Source organism: Bdellovibrio bacteriovorus (assembly GCF_001592745.1).
In the GTDB taxonomy this organism is placed as follows: domain Bacteria; phylum Bdellovibrionota; class Bdellovibrionia; order Bdellovibrionales; family Bdellovibrionaceae; genus Bdellovibrio; species Bdellovibrio bacteriovorus_B.
Genome location: NZ_LUKD01000001.1, coordinates 891999 through 915602 on the forward strand (window position 1 = coordinate 891999; position 23604 = coordinate 915602).

At 44.7% G+C, this 23604-nt stretch carries 22 protein-coding genes; 17 read left to right on the forward strand and 5 right to left on the reverse strand.

Annotated elements, in window-relative coordinates; genetic code table 11:
• Positions 1-133: 133 nt before the first annotated feature.
• A complete protein-coding gene (locus AZI87_RS04195; RefSeq protein WP_253696423.1) occupies positions 134-2101 on the forward strand; it encodes a hypothetical protein in 1968 nt (655 codons plus the stop codon).
• 51 nt (positions 2102-2152) lie between these two features.
• On the opposite strand, the gene AZI87_RS04200 is transcribed toward AZI87_RS04195, so the two are convergent.
• The gene (locus AZI87_RS04200; protein ID WP_063205152.1) at positions 2153-4264 is read right to left on the reverse strand and encodes a sensor histidine kinase; all 2112 of its coding nucleotides are present in this window, start codon (positions 4262-4264) and stop codon (positions 2153-2155) included.
• Between the two features lie 306 nt (positions 4265-4570).
• Here AZI87_RS04200 and AZI87_RS04205 point away from each other — a divergent pair, with 306 nt between their 5' ends.
• The 5 genes from AZI87_RS04205 (at position 4571) to lspA (ending at position 10796) form a co-directional block, all read left to right on the forward strand.
• On the forward strand, positions 4571-5851 hold the full coding sequence (locus AZI87_RS04205) for a radical SAM/SPASM domain-containing protein (RefSeq protein ID WP_063206566.1): 1281 nt from the start codon (positions 4571-4573) through the stop codon (positions 5849-5851).
• A 152-nt stretch (positions 5852-6003) separates the two neighbouring features.
• Positions 6004-7884 (forward strand): ATP-binding protein, encoded by a 1881-nt coding sequence (locus AZI87_RS04210; protein WP_081112122.1) that lies wholly within the window; start codon positions 6004-6006, stop codon positions 7882-7884.
• Positions 7877-9403, forward strand: a complete 1527-nt coding sequence (locus AZI87_RS04215) for a sigma-54-dependent transcriptional regulator (RefSeq protein WP_063205153.1) — start codon at positions 7877-7879, stop codon at positions 9401-9403. Before AZI87_RS04210 ends, AZI87_RS04215 begins: the two co-directional genes overlap by 8 nt.
• A gap of 282 nt (positions 9404-9685) precedes the next feature.
• Positions 9686-10243, forward strand: coding sequence for a hypothetical protein (locus AZI87_RS04220; RefSeq protein ID WP_063205154.1), 558 nt, complete (start codon positions 9686-9688; stop codon positions 10241-10243).
• Between the two features lie 40 nt (positions 10244-10283).
• Positions 10284-10796, forward strand: coding sequence for a signal peptidase II (gene lspA, locus AZI87_RS04225; RefSeq protein ID WP_063205155.1), 513 nt, complete (start codon positions 10284-10286; stop codon positions 10794-10796).
• A gap of 9 nt (positions 10797-10805) precedes the next feature.
• On the opposite strand, the gene AZI87_RS04230 is transcribed toward lspA, so the two are convergent.
• Complete coding sequence (locus tag AZI87_RS04230; protein WP_063205156.1) at positions 10806-11330, reverse strand: response regulator transcription factor; 525 nt, start codon at positions 11328-11330, stop codon at positions 10806-10808.
• Positions 11331-12551, reverse strand: a complete 1221-nt coding sequence (locus tag AZI87_RS04235) for a sensor histidine kinase (RefSeq protein ID WP_063205157.1) — start codon at positions 12549-12551, stop codon at positions 11331-11333. It abuts the gene before it with no gap.
• Positions 12552-12688: 137 nt separating this feature from the next.
• Here AZI87_RS04235 and AZI87_RS04240 point away from each other — a divergent pair, with 137 nt between their 5' ends.
• From AZI87_RS04240 to AZI87_RS04265, 6 genes are read left to right on the forward strand one after another with little or no spacing between them, the layout of a single operon-like run.
• Complete coding sequence (locus AZI87_RS04240; RefSeq protein WP_063205158.1) at positions 12689-13273, forward strand: hypothetical protein; 585 nt, start codon at positions 12689-12691, stop codon at positions 13271-13273.
• 8 nt (positions 13274-13281) lie between these two features.
• Complete coding sequence (locus AZI87_RS04245; RefSeq protein ID WP_063205159.1) at positions 13282-13890, forward strand: hypothetical protein; 609 nt, start codon at positions 13282-13284, stop codon at positions 13888-13890.
• Complete coding sequence (locus AZI87_RS04250) at positions 13890-14948, forward strand: outer membrane beta-barrel protein (RefSeq protein ID WP_063205160.1); 1059 nt, start codon at positions 13890-13892, stop codon at positions 14946-14948. The genes AZI87_RS04245 and AZI87_RS04250 overlap by 1 nt, the downstream gene beginning before the upstream one ends.
• 9 nt (positions 14949-14957) lie before the next feature.
• Positions 14958-15839, forward strand: a complete 882-nt coding sequence (locus tag AZI87_RS04255) for a metal ABC transporter substrate-binding protein (protein WP_063205161.1) — start codon at positions 14958-14960, stop codon at positions 15837-15839.
• On the forward strand, positions 15836-16405 hold the full coding sequence (locus AZI87_RS04260; RefSeq protein ID WP_063205162.1) for an ATP-binding cassette domain-containing protein: 570 nt from the start codon (positions 15836-15838) through the stop codon (positions 16403-16405). The genes AZI87_RS04255 and AZI87_RS04260 overlap by 4 nt, the downstream gene beginning before the upstream one ends.
• The gene (locus AZI87_RS04265; protein ID WP_063205163.1) at positions 16402-17214 is read left to right on the forward strand and encodes a metal ABC transporter permease; all 813 of its coding nucleotides are present in this window, start codon (positions 16402-16404) and stop codon (positions 17212-17214) included. Before AZI87_RS04260 ends, AZI87_RS04265 begins: the two co-directional genes overlap by 4 nt.
• On the opposite strand, the gene AZI87_RS04270 is transcribed toward AZI87_RS04265, so the two are convergent.
• Positions 17199-18629: a cyclic nucleotide-binding domain-containing protein gene (locus AZI87_RS04270; protein WP_063205164.1), complete on the reverse strand. Its 1431-nt coding sequence runs from the start codon at positions 18627-18629 to the stop codon at positions 17199-17201. The genes AZI87_RS04265 and AZI87_RS04270 overlap by 16 nt on opposite strands.
• A gap of 106 nt (positions 18630-18735) precedes the next feature.
• Between AZI87_RS04270 and AZI87_RS04275 the strand changes: the two genes are divergently transcribed.
• Complete coding sequence (locus AZI87_RS04275; protein ID WP_063205165.1) at positions 18736-19476, forward strand: prolipoprotein diacylglyceryl transferase; 741 nt, start codon at positions 18736-18738, stop codon at positions 19474-19476.
• Here AZI87_RS04275 and AZI87_RS04280 read toward each other — a convergent pair.
• A complete protein-coding gene (locus AZI87_RS04280; protein WP_063205166.1) occupies positions 19438-20250 on the reverse strand; it encodes a hypothetical protein in 813 nt (270 codons plus the stop codon). The two genes, AZI87_RS04275 and AZI87_RS04280, sit on opposite strands and share 39 nt — an antisense overlap.
• A gap of 268 nt (positions 20251-20518) precedes the next feature.
• On the opposite strand from AZI87_RS04280, the gene AZI87_RS04285 reads away from it, so the two are divergent.
• From AZI87_RS04285 to pfkA, 4 genes are all read left to right on the forward strand, one after another.
• Positions 20519-21244 carry a hypothetical protein gene (locus AZI87_RS04285; RefSeq protein WP_063205167.1) on the forward strand — a complete coding sequence of 242 codons (726 nt, stop codon included), beginning with the start codon at positions 20519-20521 and terminating at the stop codon, positions 21242-21244.
• 45 nt (positions 21245-21289) lie between these two features.
• Positions 21290-21508 (forward strand): DNA gyrase inhibitor YacG, encoded by a 219-nt coding sequence (locus AZI87_RS04290; protein WP_041870760.1) that lies wholly within the window; start codon positions 21290-21292, stop codon positions 21506-21508.
• A gap of 159 nt (positions 21509-21667) precedes the next feature.
• On the forward strand, positions 21668-21940 hold the full coding sequence (locus AZI87_RS04295; RefSeq protein WP_063205168.1) for an HU family DNA-binding protein: 273 nt from the start codon (positions 21668-21670) through the stop codon (positions 21938-21940).
• Between the two features lie 621 nt (positions 21941-22561).
• Complete coding sequence (gene pfkA / locus AZI87_RS04305; protein ID WP_081112123.1) at positions 22562-23551, forward strand: 6-phosphofructokinase; 990 nt, start codon at positions 22562-22564, stop codon at positions 23549-23551.
• Positions 23552-23604: the final 53 nt, after the last annotated feature.

Genomic DNA, 23604 nt, shown 5'->3' on the forward strand with positions numbered 1-23604 from the left:
TTTACCGGTAATTCGTTCTGATTTTTTATTTTTGCTTTTGCCTTCTAAGGATTCCTTGGTAAGCCTTCGTGTCGCCCTGAACGGACGTTCTGGTATCTGAAGCTTGGAAGCTTCTTAAGAAGGGAAAAGGATTATGATCAGAAAGCAAGTACTCGCGCTTTTGTTAGCGTCAGGCCTATTGGGAACCGTGGCACCAGCTCAAGCTGGTTGGGAAGTTTTAAAACCTGCAAACATTTGGGAAAAGATCCAAAAAGAAGTTGCTAAGCAGGATATTGGAGCCAGCGTTAATCTTGTAAACGCTGAAATCTTAGAAGGGATCTCCACTTCACTTCGTTATCGTATCGAATCTGAACCATCTTACGTTGATGGCTTTTATACTCGCATCGACAAATATTCTTTAAAGTTCGATCTGAACCCAGGCGACTTTATCGACGACCTAGACACGCCCGTTGGCATGAACATCGAAAAAGATTCTGAAATCGTTTTCGCTCGTCAGTTCAAAAGCCAAAAAGACTCTTTATTGGCTTTGCCGTACACTCCAAGAAACTTGCCTTTCACAGCTAAGAAAGCTTTGGAACGTTTGGAGCCAGGAGATTTCGTGGCTTTCGAAGGCCGTTTGGCATTCGTTGTTTCTTTAAGTCACGACGTTCTTAAAGGTGAATTCACTGCGGGAGCTTCAACACACGCCTTCATTTCAGGCGAATTCATGGTTCATATCTTCCGCATGGCTGACGACAAGGTCCGCGTGAAGTTGATCGCAGTTCGCGGCAAAGGCGTTGGCGCTAATGCCGGTATTGATCTTGATGATGATCTTGAAATTTTGGGTGTGCACATCATCGACGACCGTATTCAAAAATGGTTGAGCATCACGCCGCTTGATTTGAGTTCTGGTATCAGCAAGAACGACGTCGTTATGCTGGACTATGTTTTTGACTTGAAGAATTCAGATGCTGCCAGAGCTTACGACAGCTTGATGCTGCATAAAGTTCAATTGAAAGACGTCAAAATTGCGAACCCTTTGGTAACTCGCAAAGATCTGACTCAAGAGCTTTTGACGGATCTAACTGACATTGAAAACATCGCTTTGGAAGACGGCCTATTGCCGCCTGAGCAACGTCGTATCGACCGCGTGTTCAAAGGCTCTTCTGAAGGATTCAATAAAGACGCCCGTGTTAAGTTTGGATTAAGCTTGTGGAAGTTCGAAGCTGGTAAAGCTTATGGCGAAAACAAAGTCCTTAGTTATGACAAACAAGATAACGAGCAGTACTTCCTTCTAGACACATTATCTCGCTATAAAAAAACGAAAATCCTTTTTGGATTGTTCGGTGAAGAGACTTTGATGACTTCAAACTTGCTATTCACTGCGGATTCCAACTGGGTTCCACAGCGTTTCGTAACTTTGACTTCTAGTGCAGAAATGAAAATGCGCGATGTTTCTAAAAGAGACTTCGAAGAAATCCAACGCCTGGTTAAAGACACTATCGGCGAAAAGGAATTTAACAAAGTTCCTTGGCACAATTGGAACAGCGACAACGCAAAAAAACACGTGAACGGCTACTTCAAACAAGAAGTGTTCTTCAACCCTGAAGCGTTGAACGTCATTCCTTACATGACTGAAAAAGCTCTAGCGGCGCGCTTCAAACAATACATTGAAGAGAAGGGTCGTCCTCGCTCTCGTCCATTCGTGGGTGGCAACAGCCCTATCGATTACATCACAAACTGGGTGGCCGCATTCACCGGCGATATCAACCGCGTGGCAGCTCGTCTTAAGATCGTGATTGATCCTAAGAAAACAGTCCAAGAGCGCTTTGATGCGTTCGAAGACTTGCAACAAATGCCAATCTGGAAAGAGCGTGGCATTGGCTTCTTAATGTCTTTCATCTCGGAGGCGGACCGTCCTAAGCTTCTTCGCTATGAATTGATTCTATCAGCGAAAGGCACGAACTCGGTTCAATACAGCTTCGGCAACTTCAATGAAGAAAAGCTTTACCGTTCGTTGATGTACATCCAAAACATCATCAACAACCGCTCTTTCGATTTGCGTCTGTACACAGATGGTAACGGTGAGTTCCGCACAACAGCGACTTCATCAAATCCGTAATCGAAATTTGATCAATTAGAGAAAAGACCCGCCGGATAAGCGGGTCTTTTTTTATGTCTTCGCCCTAGCAATTTGAATCGAGTCAAAGAAAGAGCGCCTTACCAGCAAAGCGCCTTTTTTGTTCGCAAGCTCCTGAATATCCGCACTTTCGACTAATGACGTACACAAGACAGCCTTGTACAAATGCTTTTGCGGAAGCGAGTCTAAAAGATCAAAGCCCGTTTCTTCTTCTCCAGGAAAAAGCAAGTCCGCTATCAGAGTCAGATTTTTCTCGGGGTTTGCTATAAGAAATTCTTTTGCTTTAGAGAGTGTCGAGAAAGAAGAAACCTTGATTCCTACGTCCTCAAAACGTTTCCGTAGACTTGCAGAGTCTTCTGCAGTCACGATGACAGCGCTTTCACTGACACCGAAGCGAACCGCTTCAAGAGCCATTGGTACCACAATTTTAAAACACGCTCCTTGCGCTGAAGGAATGTAAGACACGACTCCCCCAGTGAGTTCTAAGTCCTTTTTGACCTGATAAAGTCCCAAACCTGTTCCACCTTTTTTATTAAAGGTCGATCCCTCTTTAAAAAGCGATTTGACGTGCTCCGTAGGAATTCCTGGGCCGTTGTCTTTGAGGTAAATCACGATAATCCCCGCCTGCTTTTCTGCACTAATTTCAATCAAGGGATCAATGCCTTTGGCGTAACAAGCTTCCAACGAGTTATTCAGTAGATTTGAAAAGGATCGCTGAATAGCATAAAGCGGCCAATACGCGATTACGTCACTAGGAACTTGATTCAAGAACCGCGCTTTCTCATGCACTTTTTCATAGGAAGAAATCAGTTCCGAAAGCGCCGCCTTCAGCGAAGTATCCCCTTGCACTAAATCAGAACCCTTCGTCTTATATCTTTGAAAAAGATCTTCAGAAATATTTCGAATTCTTTGTGTGGCATTTTCGATAAGATCCCGCAGGTCCCCCGACACTTGCCCTTTCAGAAGTGAACTCGCCACCTGCAACGCCATCAACGGACTGCGAATATCGTGCGACACCTGCCCCACCATGCGCAACGTCGCTTCGGTGGTCGCGGCTTTGACCATGATTCGAGCTTGAAGCTTTTCCCGCTCACTTTTTTTACTTTCTTCAAAAAGCTTTCTGTCTGCAGAGCGAAGTGAAACAATGAATAGAATTGGAATTCCAAGATACTGAATTATTAATCCACCGACCAAAATCCGACTGAAATCCAAGTTCAGCGAGTAGAATCTAAAAACGGCTAGCGAAAGCAAAAATGCTAGAGTAGGAACAATAAAAGACCACGCCACAAACAAGGCGGGACGATGATAAAACTTTCTCAACAAAAATAGCTCTAAGGAAATAACAAAAAAGATCCAAAAAAAGTTGGCACTTGCTTTCGCTTCTTTGATCCAATCGGTATTTTTAATATTATTAACTATAGTAATTAAGTATTTTCCCTCAGAAAAATATCCCTCATTTGTCGCGTCTTCCGAAAAGGAGAATCTTGCAAACTGGTGCGTCGAAATTGCACCTGAATGATGATCTTCTGAGCTAATAATGACGATTTTATCTCGAACTTGAACCAAATTTTCAGTATCTAAAGAAAAGGTTCCTAATTTGTCAGCGGAATAGAATTTTATATAAACCTGCTTCGTCCCTAGGACATCGATGACACCTTGAGCTTTATCAAGATCGATGTTTGGAAGCTCAAATACCTTCAAGAAATCTTTTAGATCGCTATCAAGACCAATTCCGTCCATACTGAAAACGAGTTTTCGAGTTCTCTGGTCAGACACATTTAAGTGAAATTTATGAATTAGGTGTCGAGAGAATTCATCGAAGTGCCTTGAAGTTGCGAAAACTCTTCCTTCACCGGCGCCCCATCTTGAATATAAATACAGATTCGATAACTTTTCTAAGCGCTTTTCAAACCGATCAAGTTCCTCTTCGGACGCTAGGATCTCGCCAGGAGAAATTGCCAAAATAATCTTTTTGGCTTTTTGCATTTCAATTTTTTCAACGAGCTGCTGTAGTTTGTTAATGGGAATAGTAGGATTTTTTTCTTTCAAAGAACTGATGGAGATTTCAACAACATCACTGTCATGAATCGGAAATCGTGAAAGAAAACCTCTTAGATCTAAAAATAATGCATCTAAGTAAGACATCCTAAAACTTAGGGACGCAAACGCGAACAATCCGCCAAAGATGAACGGGAAAATCCACGAGATTTTTCTGAAAGTTTTGGTGGTTATAGACACCTTGTCTTATCGGAAAATTAAATACGAAGTTGATTATTCACCACCTGTTGAATCATTATCACTTCGTGTATTAGTTACCTTTTGATCCTAGGTCGCCTGACAAGGAGCCAAAAATACACCGCCACATCCATTGTAAGTTATTGATTATACTAGATATTATAATGAAAGCCGGATGTCTCATTTTGGAACGCTTATTGCAGCTCCTTAATGCGCATGGAACAAAGACGTTACAAAGACATTGTGGCATTTAAATGGGGACAAAGCGCTCCCCTAGCGTTCCATGCCCGAAATCTTGAAGTCGCAGAGATTTCTGAAGAGACTTGGTCGACAATGCAAGCCACTGACGATGTCAATGAAGCGTTGGCCGAACTTTCAGCTTGGGAACAAGATAGCAACCCCGACGTTAAATCTGGAAAGCTCGAACCAGGTATTCGCAGTCTTACGATTAACGTTACTCAAATTTGCAATTTGAAATGCACATACTGCGCGGCCGGTGGCGACGGAACTTACGGTGCTGCGCAAACAAAGATCAATGTCGAAAAAACTTTGCCACAGTTGAAATTCTTTTTGGAAAGACTCCCCGACAATAGCAATTTCAAAATTACTTTTCTTGGAGGCGAACCCCTCCTTTATCCTGAAGGGATCCAAGAAATTGGCAACTATGTGCGACTTATGGCTGCCGGTCGGAATATCCATCCACGTTTTTCCATCGTAACGAATGGAACATTGATTAATGAAAAAACCTTGAATGTACTTAAAAGTATTCAAGCCAATATCACTATCAGCGTCGATGGACCTGCAAGCATTAACGACAAGTCTCGCCCAACGAAAACAGGCGCTAGCAGCACGGAAATGGTCGTTGACGGACTCAACCAAATTTCTGCTGTTCGCGACTCTTTAGGGCTCATCACGCTGCACGGAGTTTTTAACGCTGATAATCTGGATTTAATAAAAGCCTATGAGTTCTACCGTCAATTCGACGTGGATAAATACGAGTTCACGTATTCAGTGTCTGACAACGATGATGTAAGCAATAGAGAATTCGTTTCGCAAATGAACCTGATCGCAAAAACAGCGTATGCAAAAGGCGGCGAGAGAGAACTTCGTAAAATCGGCGTCTTTGACCAATACTTCCATGCACTTGATAGTCAGCAACAAACAGAGAATCATTGCGGCGCTGGAAAATCCTTCCTGATGGTAGATGCCAAGAACAATCTTTATACTTGCCCGTGGGAAGTGGGAAATAAAAATGAACAGGTTGGCCACGGTGACAACCTTGATTTAGAGAGTCTGAATGAATACCAGGCTCCCTTGATCGAAAAGAACAACTGTCAAAGCTGCTGGGCACGTTATCTATGCGGTGGCGGCTGTATGTTCATCCATAAGCAAAGTACTGGAAGCAAACATAAGAAAGATGGCCAATTTTGCTTTCGCACACGCAGCTTGATTAGCACCGCCTTACTATATTATAAAATCAGCAGGGAATCCTGCTAAGAGGAATATATGACAAAGAAAACACATATCAAAAAAGTGAAGCCTCTGAAGCCCGCACTACCAAATCCAGGAATTAAAGGCGGGCCAGGTACAGGTAATGGCGAAGGCTGCATCCCCGTTCGCTAACTTTTAAAAAATAAAATATAGGACTTATGACTCTTCCTCCCTCCCCTGAAGAGAAATCAGTTCCCTCTAAAAAGGGCAACTACCAAGCACTTGCGCTGCGAATCTTATTCGCAGTAGGGATTTCTATTCTTTTGGCGCAAACAAATTTGGAGTATATCGAGTCCTATCTATACGACCTGCGAAGTCGCACAAAATTAATCAACTCTACGTCCGGAAATATTGAGCTTATCTACATAACGCCTAAGACAATTCAAAGCTTTCAAGGTTTCCCCTCAGCTTCCGAACAAAACAAGCTTTTAGAAAAGATTAAGAGCCAGAATCCAAAGGCCGTAGTTTATGACTTTGACCTTAATGAAACACCAGGCACCATCGAGGCAAAAAATAAATGGGAAGCTAGTATCGTAGCGGATGAGAACATCTATGTCGCTGGACGTTCCACTCCTTTAAAAGGGGAAGAGAATCAATTGGTTTTAAGTCAGCCCTTTGAGCAAATCTCTTTATTCCCTTCTCCAAAAACGACGGACTTAGTTAATTTTGCTAAAGACGGCGTAACTCGAAGAATGATTTTAACCTATCAAGATCGTCCTCTATTATCGACGCACCTAGCGGCATTGGTTAACCCTAGTGTCGCAAACGTAGAAAGCGTTCGCGGCGTTTTTGATTTTTACGGGACCGACCAGGCTTACATTAATTTTCATCCAGCTAAGTCTTTTCCTTCAACTTCATTCGAAGATCTCATCGACGGTGTCGTCAGCACAGACAGATTCAAAGATAAAATTGTAATTATTGGTACCGATTTGGGATTGAATGAAGCCGAGTATATTCAAAGCCCTTATAATAGAGATGTTATGGCAATGACACGTATCGAACTGCAGGCAAACGCGATCGATACCCTCATTACGAACTCAGCACCTGTCAGGGCTAGCAAATACGTTAGCTGGTTACTCATTCTCCTCGCTTCGTTATTAACGACTCATGTTGTCCTTACTATGAAACCCACTCAAGGTTTGATGGTTCTTGCGGCCACGTTGGTCGGCTTTATTGGTGTCAGCTCTGCCGCTTTCTGGATCGGAGGATTCTGGCTTCCGATGGCGGCGCCACTTTTAACCATCTTCCTCTGCTACTACTTCTTCATCCCGTACCGCTTGATCGTGGAAAATCGTCGCAGTTGGGAATACTATCAAAAGAATAAACTTCTAAGTCAGGTCGAAGAGCTTAAGACGAATTTCATTTCTATGATGTCTCACGACTTAAAAACGCCGATTGCGCGCATTCAAGGGATGACGGATATGATTCTTGCCGATCCGGTGACCTTGAGTCCTCAGCAGCGCGAGGCTGTGGATACGATTCGTCATTCTTCTGATGACCTTTTGAAGTTCATCAATGCGATTTTGAATTATGGTAAAATTGAAAGCCAAGGGGTTCAGCTGAACCTGCAAAGCAAGGACATCAACAATCTTCTTCAAGAAGTCATCCGTAAGCACGAGTTCCTTGCAAAAGTGAAACGTATCCAGATCGTCTCTGAACTGGAGCCTATGTTCCCCGTTCCTGTGGACGCTGATTTAATGAAGCAGGTGTTCTCAAACCTTGTAGAAAACGCCATTAAATACAGCCCTGAAGACACGAAGATTATGATCTCTAGCGAAGAGTCCTCCACGAAGGTGGTCGTTCAAGTCGCCGATCAGGGGCCGGGTATTCCTGCTGACGAATTGCCTAATATTTTCATGAAGTTTTTTAGATCCAAGAACGCCAAAAGCTCGCCAATTAAGGGGTCAGGATTGGGGCTTTATTTGGCTAAATACTTTACCGAACTTCACCATGGACGCCTTTTTGTAGAATCTTCCCATGGTAATGGCTCCACATTTACGGTAGAACTACCAATCGAGCAAGGGGGTACACATGCTTAAGGTTTTGGTTGTAGACGACGATCAGGGCTTAAGACTTTCCGTTAAATCCGCACTCGCAGTCACTCAAAGATTTGAAGTCGACGAGGCTTTCGATGGCGTTAACGCTATGGAAAAGATCAAAGGCGGCGACAAGAAATACGATCTAGTGATTCTTGATGTGGACATGCCCCGCATGAACGGGCTCGAAGCTCTTCGTCAAATCAAAGAATTCGACCCAGGTATCATTGCTATCATCATGACCGCGCACGCGACGTTGAACGACGCGATTCAAGCCGTTAAAGACGGCGCTTACAATTACCTTCCAAAACCTGTTGGCAGCGATCAGTTACTTCAATTGATCGATAAAGCCGTAAATGCCCATAACTTGATTTCAAATATCGCAGCTTCGGCACCCGTCATGCACGAAGCCGGTCGTAAAATCATCGGTCACACTTCGCAAATGCAAAAGGTGTTTAACATCATTCACCGTCTTGCTAAGGTCGATACCCCGGTTTTGATTCGTGGTGCTTCCGGAACGGGTAAAGAACTTGTTGCTAAAGCGATTCACTACAACTCCGCTCGCAAAGATGAAAAATTCGTTGCTATCAACTGCTCTGCAATCCCAGAGAATCTTTTTGAATCCGAGTTATTCGGTCACGAAAAGGGTTCTTTCACAGGTGCGGATCAACGCAAGATCGGGAAATTCCAATTCGCTGAAGGCGGGACGCTATTCCTAGATGAAGTTGGCGACATGCCACAATTGATGCAAGTAAAGATCTTGCGCGTACTTCAAGAAAAGCTTTTCACTCCCGTTGGCTCGAATCGCGAATTCCCGACGAATGTTAGAATTATCGCGGCAACAAACAGACCTCTTGAAGACATGATCAAAGCGGGCACTTTCCGCGAAGACTTGTTCTATCGTTTGAACGTTGTACCTATCTTCTTGCCGGCACTAGCTGAGCGCAAAGACGATATGGATCACATGGTGAATATCTTTATTAAGAAATTCAACCAAGCGCACGGCAAACGCATCAACGGAATTGCTCCAGATGCGATGGCGGTCCTTAAAAAACACACGTGGCCGGGCAACATTCGTGAGCTTGAAAACGTGATCGAGCACGCTTTTGTTCTAGAGATGTCTAACATCATCACGATTGCATCTTTGCCTGAATCCTTGTTGATTGCTACAGGTACAAATTTGATCGATGTTCCACCAGTGATGGAAACCGCTCAAAACGTAGCTTCGGCGGGTTTGGCATCGGCTTCTCAAGCCCATGCGACTTTGGGTGATGACGATGATGCGGACGTGGGTACGGACTCTGAAGAGTTGGATGGCGAAGAAATCGTTCCTTACAACGGTTCCGAAAACCTAGATTTCAATGCGCAGAAAGAAGCTTTCGAAAAAGAGTTTATTATCAAAGCTCTTAAAACTTTCCGTGGTCGTATCAATCAAACAGCGTTGCACGCCAATATTCCGAAGAAGACACTTCTTAGAAAAATTGAGAAGTACGGAATCGTTGCGAAAGACTACGCCAACTAAGAAAATCCTAAAAAAACGACGAAACCCACAAGCTAAAAACTTGTGGGTTTTTCTTTTATTAACTGGGCCATTCCTAAAACCTGAAAGAAAAATCAAGAAAAACTCTTTTCCTTTTTTTCGTTTTTCGCAATGCCTCTAGTTTTGTAATTGAATAAAACCCCTGCATCTAGAGATGCATAATTTTTGAGCAGATAATTCTTGGGATTTTGTGGTTACTCTACATTGACTCGACGTAATGGAGTCTGTAGTTTCAGTCCCTCACCTTCCGGAGAAAATTAATCAATGACCATGAATCCGTTGCCACCACAGGCATACACGAAAGAGACTTTGCTGAAAGCCTATCAGTGGCTGACAGTTCAGAACTCTTCGATCAAGGAAATGGCAACGACTCCGGATATCTTGGTGAGTTTGTATCTCAAAGCCACTCGCGATGGCGACCATGCGTTGGAAAGACCGAGCATCCAAAACTTCAAAAATGAACTAAGAAGCCTGGCTGGTATGATGGGTGAACTTGACGGCCCCGCTCGTCCAGTGATGGCACAGCCTCAACCGACGCCAGCGACTGTAGCACCTCCCGTGCAACAGGTTCAGCAAATGCAACAAGTTCAGCAAGTTCACGTAGTGCCGGCGGCGACAACCGCGACACAAACTCAGGTTTCCTATACTGAAAAAACTGTAACAGCGACAACTCGTCAGCCTGATTTAATGGAGATGCTAGATTCCTGCTCCAAAGGCATGATTCAGGAAGTCAAAGAAGAGTTCAACTTGAGCTCAGACCTTGAAGCCCTTCGCATGCTTATCAAAATCGGCTACAGCCGTTCAAAAACCCTACTTAAGTAGTCTTTGCGTGGCCCGCGGTAATTGGGCTATACTCCCCAGCATGAAACGTAAATATATCTGGCTTGTGCTTATCTCTGCTTTCCTTGTGGCTTTAGACCAAGTGATTAAGGTCTATGTTCACACGCACTTTCACCTGGGCGAGTCCATCTCTGTCATTCCTAATTTCTTTAACATCACTTATGTAAGAAACTTCGGTGCGGCGTTTGGATTCTTGGCAGAAAGCCATCCCGATTTCCGTGAGATCTTCTTCTTGGCGATGCCACCCATTGCGTTGATCATTATTTTAGGTATTTTACGTGGCGTGAAAGACGACGACACAAAACAAATTATCGCTCTTTCAAGCATCTTCGGTGGCGCTATTGGAAACTACATCGACCGCGTGCGCTTTCGTTACGTGATCGACTTCCTGGATTTCCATATCTACAATCGTTGGAGCTGGCCCGCTTTCAATATCGCCGATATGGCGATTGTCGGCGGAGTAGGACTTCTTCTGCTTCTGATGTTCCTTGAGAATAAAAAGAAAGAAAAAGAGAAAACAGAAGGCGCTGCTTAAGCGCCTTTTTTATTTGTTCGGAATATTCTTACGAAGTTTTCTTTGCAGACTTTGGCGGTGCAGACCTAACTTCTTAGCGGCCTGAGTTATATTGCCGTCGGAACTTTGCAGAACGTAATCGATGTATTCTCGCTCCATACGTGCCAAAGAAATTTCCTGATCAGGCACTTCCTCACCCACATTTTGGTCAGTAAAAGCCTTGATAATCATATCCGGGGTTACCGGCTTACTGATAAAGCTGTGGGCCCCCAACTGCATAGCCTTCACCGCAGAAGCAACACTGCCAAAACCACTCATCATGACAACTTTGACTTGGGGAAATTTGTCTTTGAGATCCTTTAAAAACTGCAGGCCGTTTTCAGAACCTACACGTAAATCAAGCAAGGCCCACTCAGCTTCAGTGATTTGCGCCAAAGAAGGAGTTTGTTCAAAACTTGTGACCACCATGCCACGATCTTGAAGTTCTTCCGTTAATACTTCGCGAAGGTTGCGATCGTCCTCCACCAATAAAAGCTTTTTACCTTTGATATCCATTTAAGCCTCCTCGATGGGAAGACGAATTTGCGCCGTCGCGCCTCTTCCCGAGGTGTTATTAAAGATTTTAAACTCGCCACCCGCAGCTTGTGCCATCATCATCGCAGAATAAATTCCCAGGCCGTTGCCATCCACCTTTGTAGTGACGAAGGGTTCGCCCAGACGAGATAAAGTTTCTTCAGAGAGTCCTTCTCCAAGATCTGTGACCTCTAGAAGAATCCAAGAGTCCTTTTTAAACAAGCGCACGTAAATTTTAGACCCAGCCGGAGAGGCTTCCAAAGCGTTGTTTAACAAATCAAAGAAGGTGTTTGAAAACGCCAGCACCTGCAAACGGCACGAAAGAGGTTCTGTCATAAAATGCTTTTCGATGACGACTCCTTCGTTTTCTTTTTCCCAGACTTTTAAAAGATCCTCAGTAAGTTTTTGAATTTCCACGGTGTGCAATTCAGCCTGCGAAGAGCGGGAAAAAACCGAAGCCATGTGTTGAAACACTTGCACGCATTCATCCAAAGATGTTTTGGCTTTCTCTAACTCTTCGCGCGCGGTTGTTTCCTCGCTGGATAATTTTCTTAAGCCACGTTCCATGCGAAGTTTTAATGAATTCATCGGAGTCGCTAATTGATGAGAGAACCCCGCCGTCAATGCACCTAAAGATTTCAAACGATCCGCTTGATGCTGACGATCCTGCAAAAGACGAATGCGCATTTCGTTTTTTTGCAAAAGACCTGAGAAGTAATGGCTAACAAACCAAGAGGCGGTGATCAAAAGCCATTGCGAAAGAAATCCTAAGCCTAAATCAGACACGTCAGAGCCCACGGTGACCCTGGCGTCAAAATAAGTTTCTAACTGCAAAAGACCTAATAAAAGAAGAACTGAAGCTCCAAAAAGATAAGAAGCTCTTTGACGTAAAAGCATGCCCCCTAAGAACGAATGAATGCAAAGAATGCTGACAAAAGGGTTATTTGCGGAACCACTCACAAAAAGAAGACCGGCCGCCGCTAAAAGGTCCACCCAAAGATGCACCAGGGTGTGCTTTTGACGAGCGTGATCTTCGCGGGGCCACAAACCTTGCGACAGAACATTGAAGGTCGCCAGCAATGCAAGGACAGCAATAAAATAGAAGATGTCCCTTTTTTGCAGAAGGTTCCAATGAATAAGGGGAATAATCCCCAAAGTTAGACAGAATATCGCAATCCAGCGAAATCGAATCAGCCCAGGCATGACCCCTTGATAGCGGACCCGGGGTGGTGCCGCAACAAGTCTCTGTGTTACGCAACCATTCGTTGCATTTTTTAAATGCAAATTACTTGCATCTAAAAAATCAGGATGCTAGAACGCTTTAAATCGAAGGAGACGTTATGAAGACCTTTCTTATTTCCCTGATTTTCGCATTCACACCGGCCACTTTTGCTCATGATCACACAACGGATCTCAGTATCTTGAAGCGTTCTAAAGTGAGCGCGGCGACCGTCGAAGCCTTAGAAATGTTTGAGACTTCAGGAGCGGGTCTTCTTTGGAGCTTCCAAACCGAGACGTTTGATGACGAGGCTGCATCTAAAATTTACTTCGTTGCAGAAAATGCGGTGAAGTCGGCATCTTATGACTGCCACTTCCATTCTCAGGATGGCGAACACCATGCCCACTGCCATGAGGGTGCAGAATTGAACAATACTCCTTCGACGGTTCCGGCTTTGAGTTTCAATGTCGATGCGTATCTTGAAGGCTTAGCTTCTTCCATGGATGTTTTTGAAAGAAAAATTTCTTCTTTGGACAACTTAGCGAGCATTAAGATGTGGCAAAACGCGACGGAGATGTTTGTAACTCTTTCCTCTTTAGTTAATGGTGTTGAAACGAAAGCCCATTTCATGTGCCACATTCATTCAGGCACTGAAATTGATTGTCATCGCAGTCGCAATGCAGGCCCCGGCGAGCCTTCGTTCTAGGAGTGATCATGAAGCATTCATTTCTGTTTGCACTGACGGCTTTATTCGTGACGGCTTGCGGAGGCGGATACAATCCTGACAAGGACGCCCTTCAACAAGCTCAAAAAATCGGAGATCAAGCTTACTTCGAAATTTCTCCCGGCGTAGGGCTTATGGCTGACACGGTTTCTTCAGTGTCTTCGGGAGCCAACTTTGAAGTGAGTTTTACTTTGGAAGAGGGAGGACGCTTCCGTGTGTCTACTTTCGCAGACTCCCAGCTTAAAAACGGCATTGATTTTGTTTTCACTCGTCAAGGCACCAAACTTTTTGTTTTCAGCTCAGCACAGGGTCAAACTCAAGAATGGTCCTCCCTGTTTAATTCTGTAGATGCGACGGGTGTTTTGACATTCACTATTGATGTGCATAACAACGAACATCCTAGTCATATTCTATTGTGGAAAGGATCCAAGAATGCCTCGATGGATCATCGCAACACTCTTTATAATTCTGCAGAAGACAGCTTGGATCTAAACTATGATAATAGCCCGGGTAATGGCTTCGGCCGTAATTGGGGTTTTAAACTTGAAAAAGCACAGCTTCTTAAAGCTGTCTTATCTGCACCACAGGAATCACACTAATGAAACGTTTTACGGTCATTCTTTTTATTCTGCTTTCTGGCGTTCGCGCTTCTGCACAGAATCTATTGCAAAACATTCAAACCGCCGCTGCGATCGATTTCGTGGCCCCTTTTGATTTCGAAGGCTCAGAAGAAAATAAGCTGGACATTCGATCTGCCGAGCTTTCTTTTTTTGGTCCTCTTGATCCTACATTCGACGCGAACCTAAACGCGGCAGCTCACAATGAAGATGGTGAGTTTGTTTTTGAAGTGCATGAGGCTTTCGTTTCATCCAACAAACTGATCCCCTCTTCTCGGTTCAAAATCGGGAAATTCTTTTTAGGCGTAGGTCGATTAAACCAATTCCACCAGCACGATTGGGCCTTTATTTCTGCGCCTCGTGTGCAGACAGAGTTCTTTGACGAAGAAGGTATCGCCGATACGGGAGCCGAGTTTTCAACTCTTCTTCCCACGGACTCTTATTGGGACATTACCGCCGGTGTGACAAATGGATATACCTATGGACACGCCCACGATGCGGGCGAAAAACCGCGCGTTCCTACTCACTATATTCACCCGGTCAACTTCATTGATTTTGGTGACGCCGGAGCCTTGCAATGGGGAATGAATTATTTAGGCCGCACTGATGCTGAAGGCATTCAAACTCAGCTTTATGGGTTTGATTTTGTATTTAAAAAGACGGAAGGCAAAGTTCTTCGTTTTCTTTTGCAATCAGAAATCTGGTATCGCAACTTAAAAGCTCCCGAAGCAGACCGCCAAGAGGACATCGGTGCATACATCTATCCGCAAATGTCCTTGAGTGAACGTCTGTTTCTAGGACTGCGTGTGGATTTGTTCTCGGAGCTTTCCCGCACGTTTCAATCAGATGGTTCTAAACAAGACAATTTAGATTATGGCTTTGTTCCGACCCTGACCTATAAGCACAGTGAGTTCACATGGTTCCGCGTCGCGTACACTTACGATGTGCAAACTTATAAGGGCGAATCGGATGACTTGAGCCAGAAAATTGAGTTGCAGTTGGTGTCTATCTTGGGCGCGCACCCTGCGCATTCATTCTAGGAGGATTTCGTGAAGAGTTTTGTATTTGCGACATGTTTATTCTGTGCTTCGACGGCTTTTTCGAAAATCAAAGTAGTCACGACACTTCCCGATATTGCAGAAATTGTTCAGGCTATCGGCGGAAACGAAGTGGAAGTTCAAAGCTTGCTGAAAGGAAGTGAAGATCCTCACTATGCCGAAGCCCGCCCCGATTATATTTTAAAAGTAAATCGAGCCGACGTGCTTTGCTCTGTTGGTTTAGAACTTGAAGTCGGTTGGCTTCCAAAGGTTCTAGAAAAAGCCGGAAATGCAAATGTCTCCCCTGGTGGTAAGGGTTCTTGCATCCTAGGAAAGTCGGTAAAGCCTGTCGACGTTCCCGTGGGCGTTATCAACAGATCCTTAGGAGATGTTCATCCTCAAGGAAATCCGCATTTTGCATTGTCGCCAGAAAAGCTCGTTGAAGGCGCGAACGAAGTTGTGCGCGTTTTATCAGAAGTAAACCCAGACAAAGCCTCTGAGTTTTCGAAGAATTATGATGCATTCAAAAAGAAAATGACGGACCTGCAGACGACACTTTCTAAGAGCGTAAAAAAAGTGAAGGTCATGGAGTATCACAAAGAATTTACCTACTTCTTTAATGCCTATGGGCTTGAATCCGTCGGATCGTTAGAGGAAAAGCCAGGCATGCCACCCTCGGCGGCGCGCTTAGCTCAGGTGGCGAAGCTCGCAAAGGACAACAAAGTGGCTGTGCTCTTCGCGACACCCTCAGCACCTCATAAAGCTTTAGAAAGATTCACAGAGCTTTCCGGCATTCCAGTTGTCACTGTGCCTTCCTATGTGCAAACTTCTGGTAATTCCGATGCAAAGACGATTGAAGGCTTGCAAAAATTATTGGTAAAATCCATTCCATGAGTTCTATTCTTGAAGTTCGAAATCTAAAAGCCCGCAGCCGTGAAGGACTGGATCTTTCACCTGCGGTCGACTTTGATCTTCAAGAAGGTGAAGTGCTGTTTCTGCGTGGAGAAAATGGTTCAGGAAAGAGCACCTTATTGAAAATTCTTTTGGGTCTTCATAAATACTATGAAGGCTCTTTTCAGTTGCGCATTTCGAAGGTCGAAATGCAGTATGTTCCTCAGTTAGGAAACTTGAATTTCCATCTTCCCTTGACCCTACAGGATATGGTCCCTCCCACGGCACGAGACCTTCCCTTGCTGCGGGGGCTTGATCTTAATAAGAAATGGAACACCGCCAGTGGCGGTGAAAGACAAAAAGTTCTTTTAGCGGCTGTTCTGGCGAAACGCCCCAAATTATTGGTTTTGGATGAGCCTTTTAATCACGTGGATAAGGACTCAGTTCAAGTGCTGGAAGACGCGTTAGCACAGTTTCTTAAAATGAATCCACAAAGTTCTTTGATTTTGGTGTCTCATCGCGCGCTTGTACAAAACTGGGCTTCAGTTAAATTTTTGGAGATTCGATGAGTTCCTTCTTGGACTTGCTAAAAATTTATCAGTGGGCTTTGCCGGCCAGTGTGGTTATGGCTGCGGTGCTTGCGTTGATAGGTGGCCAGTGGACCGCTCGGGCTAAAAGTGCGCAAATTTTTGTGTTAGGCCAAGGCTCTTCTTTAGGAATTGTATTGGGATTTGTTTTAAACCTTATCTTGGGAACCGACTTTCACGGTTTGAATCTGGTTTTAGGTTTGAGTTTAGGTTGGTTGACACTCTTACTTTCTGATTTTTGGATTGAATCCCGCTCGGACAGAAACCACGTTTATTTGACTCTTTTTGTATTCTTTCTTTCGCTTACGTATTTGATCACCTCCATCACGCCTTCTTTAGAGTCTCATATGGCAGCGGCGTATTTTGGTGATATTGCGGTGATGAGCAATTTGGGTGCGCAGATGAGTCTGGCAGCAGGCTTGGCATTTGGGGCATTCTTATTGTGGAGCTGGAAAGAGCTTTCGATGATTTCTTTTCAGCTATTAAATCAAAGCTCCATTCATCGCAGCGGCAAAAATCTGGTTTTCGACGTAGGAACCTTGCTATTGACGACAATGGCAATTCAAAGCATGGGCTATCTTTACACCATGGGATCACTTTTCATTGCGACAAGCTTTGCTTCATCCCGCAGTCGAAATTTGAATTCTTATACGGCGAAAATACTGTTAATCGCTTCCTTAGGAAGTCTACTGGGATTTAGCATTTCATTATTTTCCACAGAGCTTCCCACCGTCCCCTGCATCCTTATTGGACAGATGTTGGTGGGTTTCTTGAGTTATACGAAGAAGTAGTGGAACGAAGGCTGAGCTTCGCGCTTTTGTCCGTCGACGTTGAAAAGACAAATCACTTCGGTGCGAACACCCTTTTTAACATTAAATACAGTTAAGTCCGCGTTCTCGATAATCTGGTGCAGACCGCGACCGGCACCGCCCTTTTCAGCATTCATGCTGCCAGCTTGGCCATTATAACAGCTTAAAAGATAATCAATGATGATGTTTTTCGTAAGGGAACCAAATGGATCTTTCACCGCTACTGCAAGCAACACACCATCACTAGCATACGTCAGCTGCGATTGTTGATGAGTATCCAGTTTGATTTCTTCTTTACGAGAAATGTGATTGAAGATGGACTTTCCTTGAGCATCCACCGGAGCATCGTATATCGCATTCATCAGCATTTCTTCAACGACAGTATTAACGCGATCTAAAACCGTGCTGCGAATCCCCATCTTTTTGAAGTAAGTGTAAATATCTTCGCGAAGTCCTTCGCGCTGACTAGAGTGAGTCACGGCTCGAGTTTGCACCTCTACTCCCCAAGTCAGATACTTTTCGATGCCAAAAAGATCTTTGTTCAAAAGCTTACTCAAAGCAGTTAATACATAGCGAATGGTGGCATTTCTATCTTCGGCATCCCGAGAAATGATGTGATCGACGAAGCGGTTTTTTTCCAGAACATTCAAGTTTCCTTGGACATCTTTGTTTGTAAGTAGGACGGCATAGGGAGAGGATTTTTTGTCTTGAACATCTTTTAAGACGTCCACACAAGCTTCTTCACACAAAACAATGTCATACTTATTTTCAGCCAAGAAAGTGTGTCCCATGGCCGAATCACTGGCGATATCCAATTGAACGCCGGTTCCACCAAGGGCCATACGAATCGGCAGTTGTTGCTTTTTATCTGGTTCGACTAACAGAACCTTGCCACCGCCACTTTTTTCGATCGCGCTTTGAGCTTCGTGCAGTTCACGATTGAGAATTTCAAACAAACGAGCTTTTTCGTTTGTGCGCATCAAGCGCTCCGTCAAGATAAAGCAGTAGATCTGGAATAAGAGTGCTTGAAAGCGATCTTTGTCTTTGGGATGAACATGTCCGAAATCTTCTGAGCGGATAACAAAGCACTCCACTGCCGTCAGAGCTTTGACCGTGGTCGACGTCAGATTGGATGTGATGACACTCATTTCTCCGAACACTTCACCCGGCGTATTTAATGTCGCAATCACTTCGCCAGCTAATGAAACTTCGACACTGCCCGATCTTAGAAAAAACAAAGAAGTGTTCTTTTTTCCCTCTTGAAGAATCAAACTTCCTGCTGACACGGATTCGGTATGAATCATTGCTGATGCTTGTAAAAGCAAGTCGTCACTGAATGACTTGAAGAAAGAGAAACTTTTAATTTCCTTAGCAATTTCGGCAGGGTGCAACTTCATATATTTGTAATTATGTATTTAGTTAGCGGGGCTTGACCAGAATCGAGTTGAATATTTTGGGGAATAAAAGAAAATTAAGTCTATCGTCGGTATACTTGGAGGTAGTTTGTACCCGATCCTTCCGCTTTCACCTACATTCGGTGTTCCCACTTATTATCTGATCCTCAGTGGCACTGTGTGCATTTGCCTATGGTGGCTGGTGAGGCGTTCGGAGCAGTTGCAACTTTCGCGTAAAACGACGCTCGACCTTAGTCTAATCATCATGGTGGCGGGATTTTTGGGCGGTCGCTTATTCCACGTTTTCTATGAAGACTTTCCTTATTATCGCGAAGAACCCGTCCGTATACTGCAAGTTTGGAACGGCGGCTTCGTTTTTTACGGTGGCGCTTTGTTCGCCGCGCTTCTGGCTTTTATTTATCTTATTAGAAAGAACAAAAGCACCTTCGAAGAATATCTGGACATGTTTGCTCCCGTTCTTTCTTTTTCTTATGTCATGGGTCGTATCGCCTGCCTTTTAGCGGGATGTTGTTTCGGAAAATACTGCGAACTGCCATGGGCTTTCGGAGGACGACACCCCACCCAAGCTTATGCCGCCTTATGGGAACTGGGTGTGCTTTTTATTTTACTGGGAATTGAAAAAGCTCCGAGAAAAAAAAGAGGAGCCGTTTTTTATTCGTGGATGATCTTGCATGCAATCGGCCGCTTGATCATGGAATACTTTCGGGATGACTTTCGCGGACCGACATTGGGAGTCTCAATTTCAAGCTGGATCAGTCTGCTCTTGATTTTGTTAGGGACATATCTGCTTTTAAGGAAGCCAACACACCGGAGCTCGACACGTTCCTAGTTGGCACAAACTGCCTTGCACAAAACTGTCTAAGCGACATTGATCCGAAGGATAAGTATTGCGAACAAGTTCGTTTGTCGCTGCTGCGGGAGTATTGATATTCACCGGCACATAGTCACGATACGAATATTGCTGCACGAAACGAATCATCTCAAGCCCTGCCTGCATGGATCTTTCACAAAGAGTATTCTGATCACAAGCCTTTCTGACATCGTCTTCTATCACGGGAACAAGTTCTGGATACGCGGTGAGAAGCTCAGGTAAACAATTTGAGGCCGCGTAGAAATCAGATTGTCCTTCGGTTGAAGCCCAATCCGAACCGGGAATTGTTTGCCGAGGCTCACCGCCAATAATATGCCCCAACTCATGACAAAGAATAGCTGCCAGAGCAGCTTTCGTGGCACCTGGTGCTCGCGCCATTCCACCCCAGAGGGAAATCTGCATAGAGTCTTCCTTCTGCTGAGCGAAGGCCGCGAAGTAAGGACTTTGCCATTCATACGGAATAACCAAATTCTTGCCCGTAGCGGTCTGAACTTTTGCAAAATTTTTCACTAGGAATTGCCCAATCAACGTGGCGTAGTCCACCTCGGTCAAATTTGAAACGTTCTTCGATCCGACGGGAAGATAGAAGTAATTCGACTTCGATTCCTGCACCTGAACTTGTCGTTCACTGGTTCTGCTTTTCAATAAAACGCGAGGAGTTTGCGCCATTGCAAGCAGTGCCACCAGAAGAAAAACTCCAAGAATGTACGGGATGTATTTGCGATCGATCATAGCGCTAGCACCCTATCATAAATTCCCATTTTACTCGACCGAAAAGATTCCAATTTGTGAGACGAAAAAAGGCTGTTTTCAGAGGGAAAAATAGAGTGTCTCATTTTTAGACACTCGCAAGAGTGACGCAAATTGACCGTGCTCTCCAGACTTTAAACAGTCTTTCAGCTGCCAATCGCAAAATAACCACAATTCACCCATAGATAGAAATGGCATGAGTTCTGTATTGCAGATTAGATGTAGAAGTTTAATTAGAAAGAGGTTTGTTATGAAAAAGCTTTTAACGTCCTTTGTTGCGATGATGTCTTTCGCGGCATTGATGGTGGGCTGTAGCGATGGCAGTGGTGGTGGTACAACCACAGTCACTTGTCCTGCGGGATATTCGTACAACGGCGTAAACTGTGTGTGGGTGAACGGTGGTACACCGGGGACTCCAGGTACAGTGACAGGCCCCGTACAATATTATGACTTCAACCGTTCGTATGTACAAAGTTGGGGTGGCGTCGGCACCGTGAATGGTGACATGACGATCGTCAACTCTGGCGCTTACAAACAATTCTTAAAAGAAGCCATGGCGGTTTGTGACAGAAATATCTGGGGTTGGAGCAGCGGTCTTTCCGACTGTAACAACTGGGTTTCTGGTTCATTCAAAATTGCGTTCTCTATTGATTCATCTATGAAACCAGCGGTGCGCTTCGAAGCTTACCCGGCTCCAAGTTTCTTCCAATGGAACTTTAGCTTGGGTTGGGATGCTGGCGGCGTTGCGTTCAACCCACTTATCTTGAACTCCAACAACACGTTTAGCTTGATCAATAACAGCCAAGGTTTCGAGATCCGTGCTCAAGGTTCCTACTGGAATGGTGGCGGCTTGCGCTTGATCCAAATTCAGGTTCTAAAAGGAACTCTGCAAGACGGTTACTTCACATATGATCTTTACTACCCGTACAACAACGTAGCTACGAAGTTCGCAACGGGTAAATTTAAAAAGTACTAAGCTCTGCGTCTTGCACTCGTGGCAAGACTCAGCAAAGATTCAGGTATGACAGAACCTCAAAAACCAAGACAAGTTAAATGCCCGCAGTGCGGGCGTTTAGCGTTGTACTCACCAGAAAATCCTTTCCGTCCTTTCTGTTCAGAAAGATGTCGCATCATCGATCTTGGCGCATGGGCCAGCGAAGAATACAAAATTCCCGTCAAAGATTCTTCAAGTGATGCTTTAAGTATGGACGACGAAGACTCTTCTGAAGATATGCACTGATGCCGCTGAAACGCGCACTCAGAGTCGTTTTCACATTTTGCTATTGACGAATTTCCGATTTTGCATTTTCATGACCATGTCATTGGATGACGAAGAGTTATCATCACGATTTTTATTTACAACGACGGACACACAAAAGTGTCTTAAAGAGGAGTTCAAATGAACAAAGCTCAACTTATCGAAAAAATCGCTACTGAAACAAAAGTTTCTAAAGCTCAAGCTGAAATGATCCTTGATTGCGCAGTAGAGAACATCAAGAAATCAGTTAAAAAAGGCGACGACGTTAAACTTGTTGGCTTCGGTACTTTCACTAAAGCTAAACGCAAAGCTCGCACAGGTCGCAACCCACAAACTGGTAAAGCAATCAAAATCCCAGCTTCTTGGGCTCCAAAATTCCGCGCTGGCGCAGAATTCAAATCAATGGTTAAGTAATCGTCTAACAACGATGAACTAATCAAAAGGCGTTCCCCACGGGAACGCCTTTTTTTATTTCCCTTCATCACCTCGGGTGCCGGAGAGAGAGGAAGGGTTAAACTCTGCTTCCTTTTCGCTCGGACAGTCCTCGCGCTTCTCGTCTTTTGCTGGCATTCTTGCTTTTCGTGTCTTTCTTTTCTGTACTACCGCCATAGCTTTCGTGCGCTGCGGAACTCGCTTCAAGGAAGCAGAGTTTAACCCTTCCTCTCTCCGAACCAGTTTTGGGGGAAATAAAAAAAGACATTGTATCGTTCCTCTGTGGTTTTCTGGTCAGCTGCGCTGACGTTTGGTCTTCTGAAAGAACATCGAGATGTAATTTTGGGTAGAGCCTAGGGTTCCTGCTCTGAGCCTTGTAGCGAGTTCCGCAGCGCCCAAAAACATCTGCACCACAACGGGAAAAACTAAAAACCCCAAAACAAGATTGCCAGCAGAAGACTAAACGCGCGAGGACTGTCCGAGCGAAAAGGCCCAGAGCAGGAACCCTAGGCTCTACCCAAAATTGCGCCTTCGGCGCTTTACGGCAAGAACTAACTCAACATGCAGCTTGGCTTTTTTACGATGGATCGGTAGCCTGTTTCTATGGCTCAGTTCAGTAAGAAAATTCAGAAGATTGGTGTTTATACTAGCGGTGGTGATGCTCCCGGAATGAATGCGGCGATTCGTGCCGTGGTTCGTGTGGGTATTGCGCAAAATCTTGAAGTCTACGGTATCCAAAACGGATACGTTGGCATGATGGATAACAAAATCTCGCAACTTCATTTGCGTGACATGGCGAACATCATTCAACGTGGAGGCACTGTCTTAAAAACAGGTCGCTCTACTGAGTTCATGAAACCGGAAGGTCGCGCAAAGGCGGCTCAACACTTAAGAGCTGCCGGCATTGATGCGATGGTTTGTATCGGAGGCGACGGATCTTTCCGTGGGGCTCATGCTCTTTGGGAGGAACACCAAATTCCAATCGTCGGCGTGCCCGGCACGATTGATAATGATATCTACGGCAGCGATAAAACGATTGGCTTTGATACGGCGGTGAATACTGCTTTAGAAGCGATTGATAGAATTCGCGATACCGCCGCTTCTCATGATCGTCTTTTTATCGTTGAAGTGATGGGTCGAAATTCTGGCTTTATTGCATCGCATGTTGGACTAGCTGGTGGAGCCGAAGAGATCTTCACTCCTGAAGGAAATACCACTGTTGAAAAAGCACTGGATCGTATTAAAGAAGCCATCGGTCGCGGCAAAACCAGCAGTATTCTTATTACAGCCGAAGGCCAAAAACCGGGTCGTGCTTACGACCTTGCTGATGCTATTCGTAAAAAATCGGGAATGGATGCGAAAGTCTGCATTCTAGGCCACCAACAGCGCGGGGGCTCACCGACGGCAGCTGATCGCATACTGGCCAGCCGGATGGGGGCCGCTGCCGTAGACTCTTTACTGAAGGGCTATTGCGATATCATGATCGGTACCGAAGGCGAGCGCTTAGTGCAAGTGCCGCTGGATCTTGTTACGAAGAATGAAAAGAAGAACCAATTAGATCTTCTTTCTTTAGCGAACGTACTAGCTACATAGGGCTTCATTCGAAGCCCTTTCTTCTGCCTTTTTATCTTGACCAGAGTTTTGGG

Coding starts and splice junctions, on each gene's coding strand:
- AZI87_RS04195 (WP_253696423.1), top strand. CDS start 134: ATGATCAGAAAGCAAGTACTCGCGCTTTTGTTAGCGTCAGGCCTATTG.
- AZI87_RS04200 (WP_063205152.1), bottom strand. CDS start 4,264: ATGTCTTACTTAGATGCATTATTTTTAGATCTAAGAGGTTTTCTTTCA.
- AZI87_RS04205 (WP_063206566.1), top strand. CDS start 4,571: ATGGAACAAAGACGTTACAAAGACATTGTGGCATTTAAATGGGGACAA.
- AZI87_RS04210 (WP_081112122.1), top strand. CDS start 6,004: ATGACTCTTCCTCCCTCCCCTGAAGAGAAATCAGTTCCCTCTAAAAAG.
- AZI87_RS04215 (WP_063205153.1), top strand. CDS start 7,877: ATGCTTAAGGTTTTGGTTGTAGACGACGATCAGGGCTTAAGACTTTCC.
- AZI87_RS04220 (WP_063205154.1), top strand. CDS start 9,686: ATGACCATGAATCCGTTGCCACCACAGGCATACACGAAAGAGACTTTG.
- lspA (WP_063205155.1), top strand. CDS start 10,284: ATGAAACGTAAATATATCTGGCTTGTGCTTATCTCTGCTTTCCTTGTG.
- AZI87_RS04230 (WP_063205156.1), bottom strand. CDS start 11,330: ATGGATATCAAAGGTAAAAAGCTTTTATTGGTGGAGGACGATCGCAAC.
- AZI87_RS04235 (WP_063205157.1), bottom strand. CDS start 12,551: ATGCCTGGGCTGATTCGATTTCGCTGGATTGCGATATTCTGTCTAACT.
- AZI87_RS04240 (WP_063205158.1), top strand. CDS start 12,689: ATGAAGACCTTTCTTATTTCCCTGATTTTCGCATTCACACCGGCCACT.
- AZI87_RS04245 (WP_063205159.1), top strand. CDS start 13,282: ATGAAGCATTCATTTCTGTTTGCACTGACGGCTTTATTCGTGACGGCT.
- AZI87_RS04250 (WP_063205160.1), top strand. CDS start 13,890: ATGAAACGTTTTACGGTCATTCTTTTTATTCTGCTTTCTGGCGTTCGC.
- AZI87_RS04260 (WP_063205162.1), top strand. CDS start 15,836: ATGAGTTCTATTCTTGAAGTTCGAAATCTAAAAGCCCGCAGCCGTGAA.
- AZI87_RS04265 (WP_063205163.1), top strand. CDS start 16,402: ATGAGTTCCTTCTTGGACTTGCTAAAAATTTATCAGTGGGCTTTGCCG.
- AZI87_RS04270 (WP_063205164.1), bottom strand. CDS start 18,629: ATGAAGTTGCACCCTGCCGAAATTGCTAAGGAAATTAAAAGTTTCTCT.
- AZI87_RS04280 (WP_063205166.1), bottom strand. CDS start 20,250: ATGATCGATCGCAAATACATCCCGTACATTCTTGGAGTTTTTCTTCTG.
- AZI87_RS04285 (WP_063205167.1), top strand. CDS start 20,519: ATGAAAAAGCTTTTAACGTCCTTTGTTGCGATGATGTCTTTCGCGGCA.
- AZI87_RS04290 (WP_041870760.1), top strand. CDS start 21,290: ATGACAGAACCTCAAAAACCAAGACAAGTTAAATGCCCGCAGTGCGGG.
- AZI87_RS04295 (WP_063205168.1), top strand. CDS start 21,668: ATGAACAAAGCTCAACTTATCGAAAAAATCGCTACTGAAACAAAAGTT.
- pfkA (WP_081112123.1), top strand. CDS start 22,562: ATGGCTCAGTTCAGTAAGAAAATTCAGAAGATTGGTGTTTATACTAGC.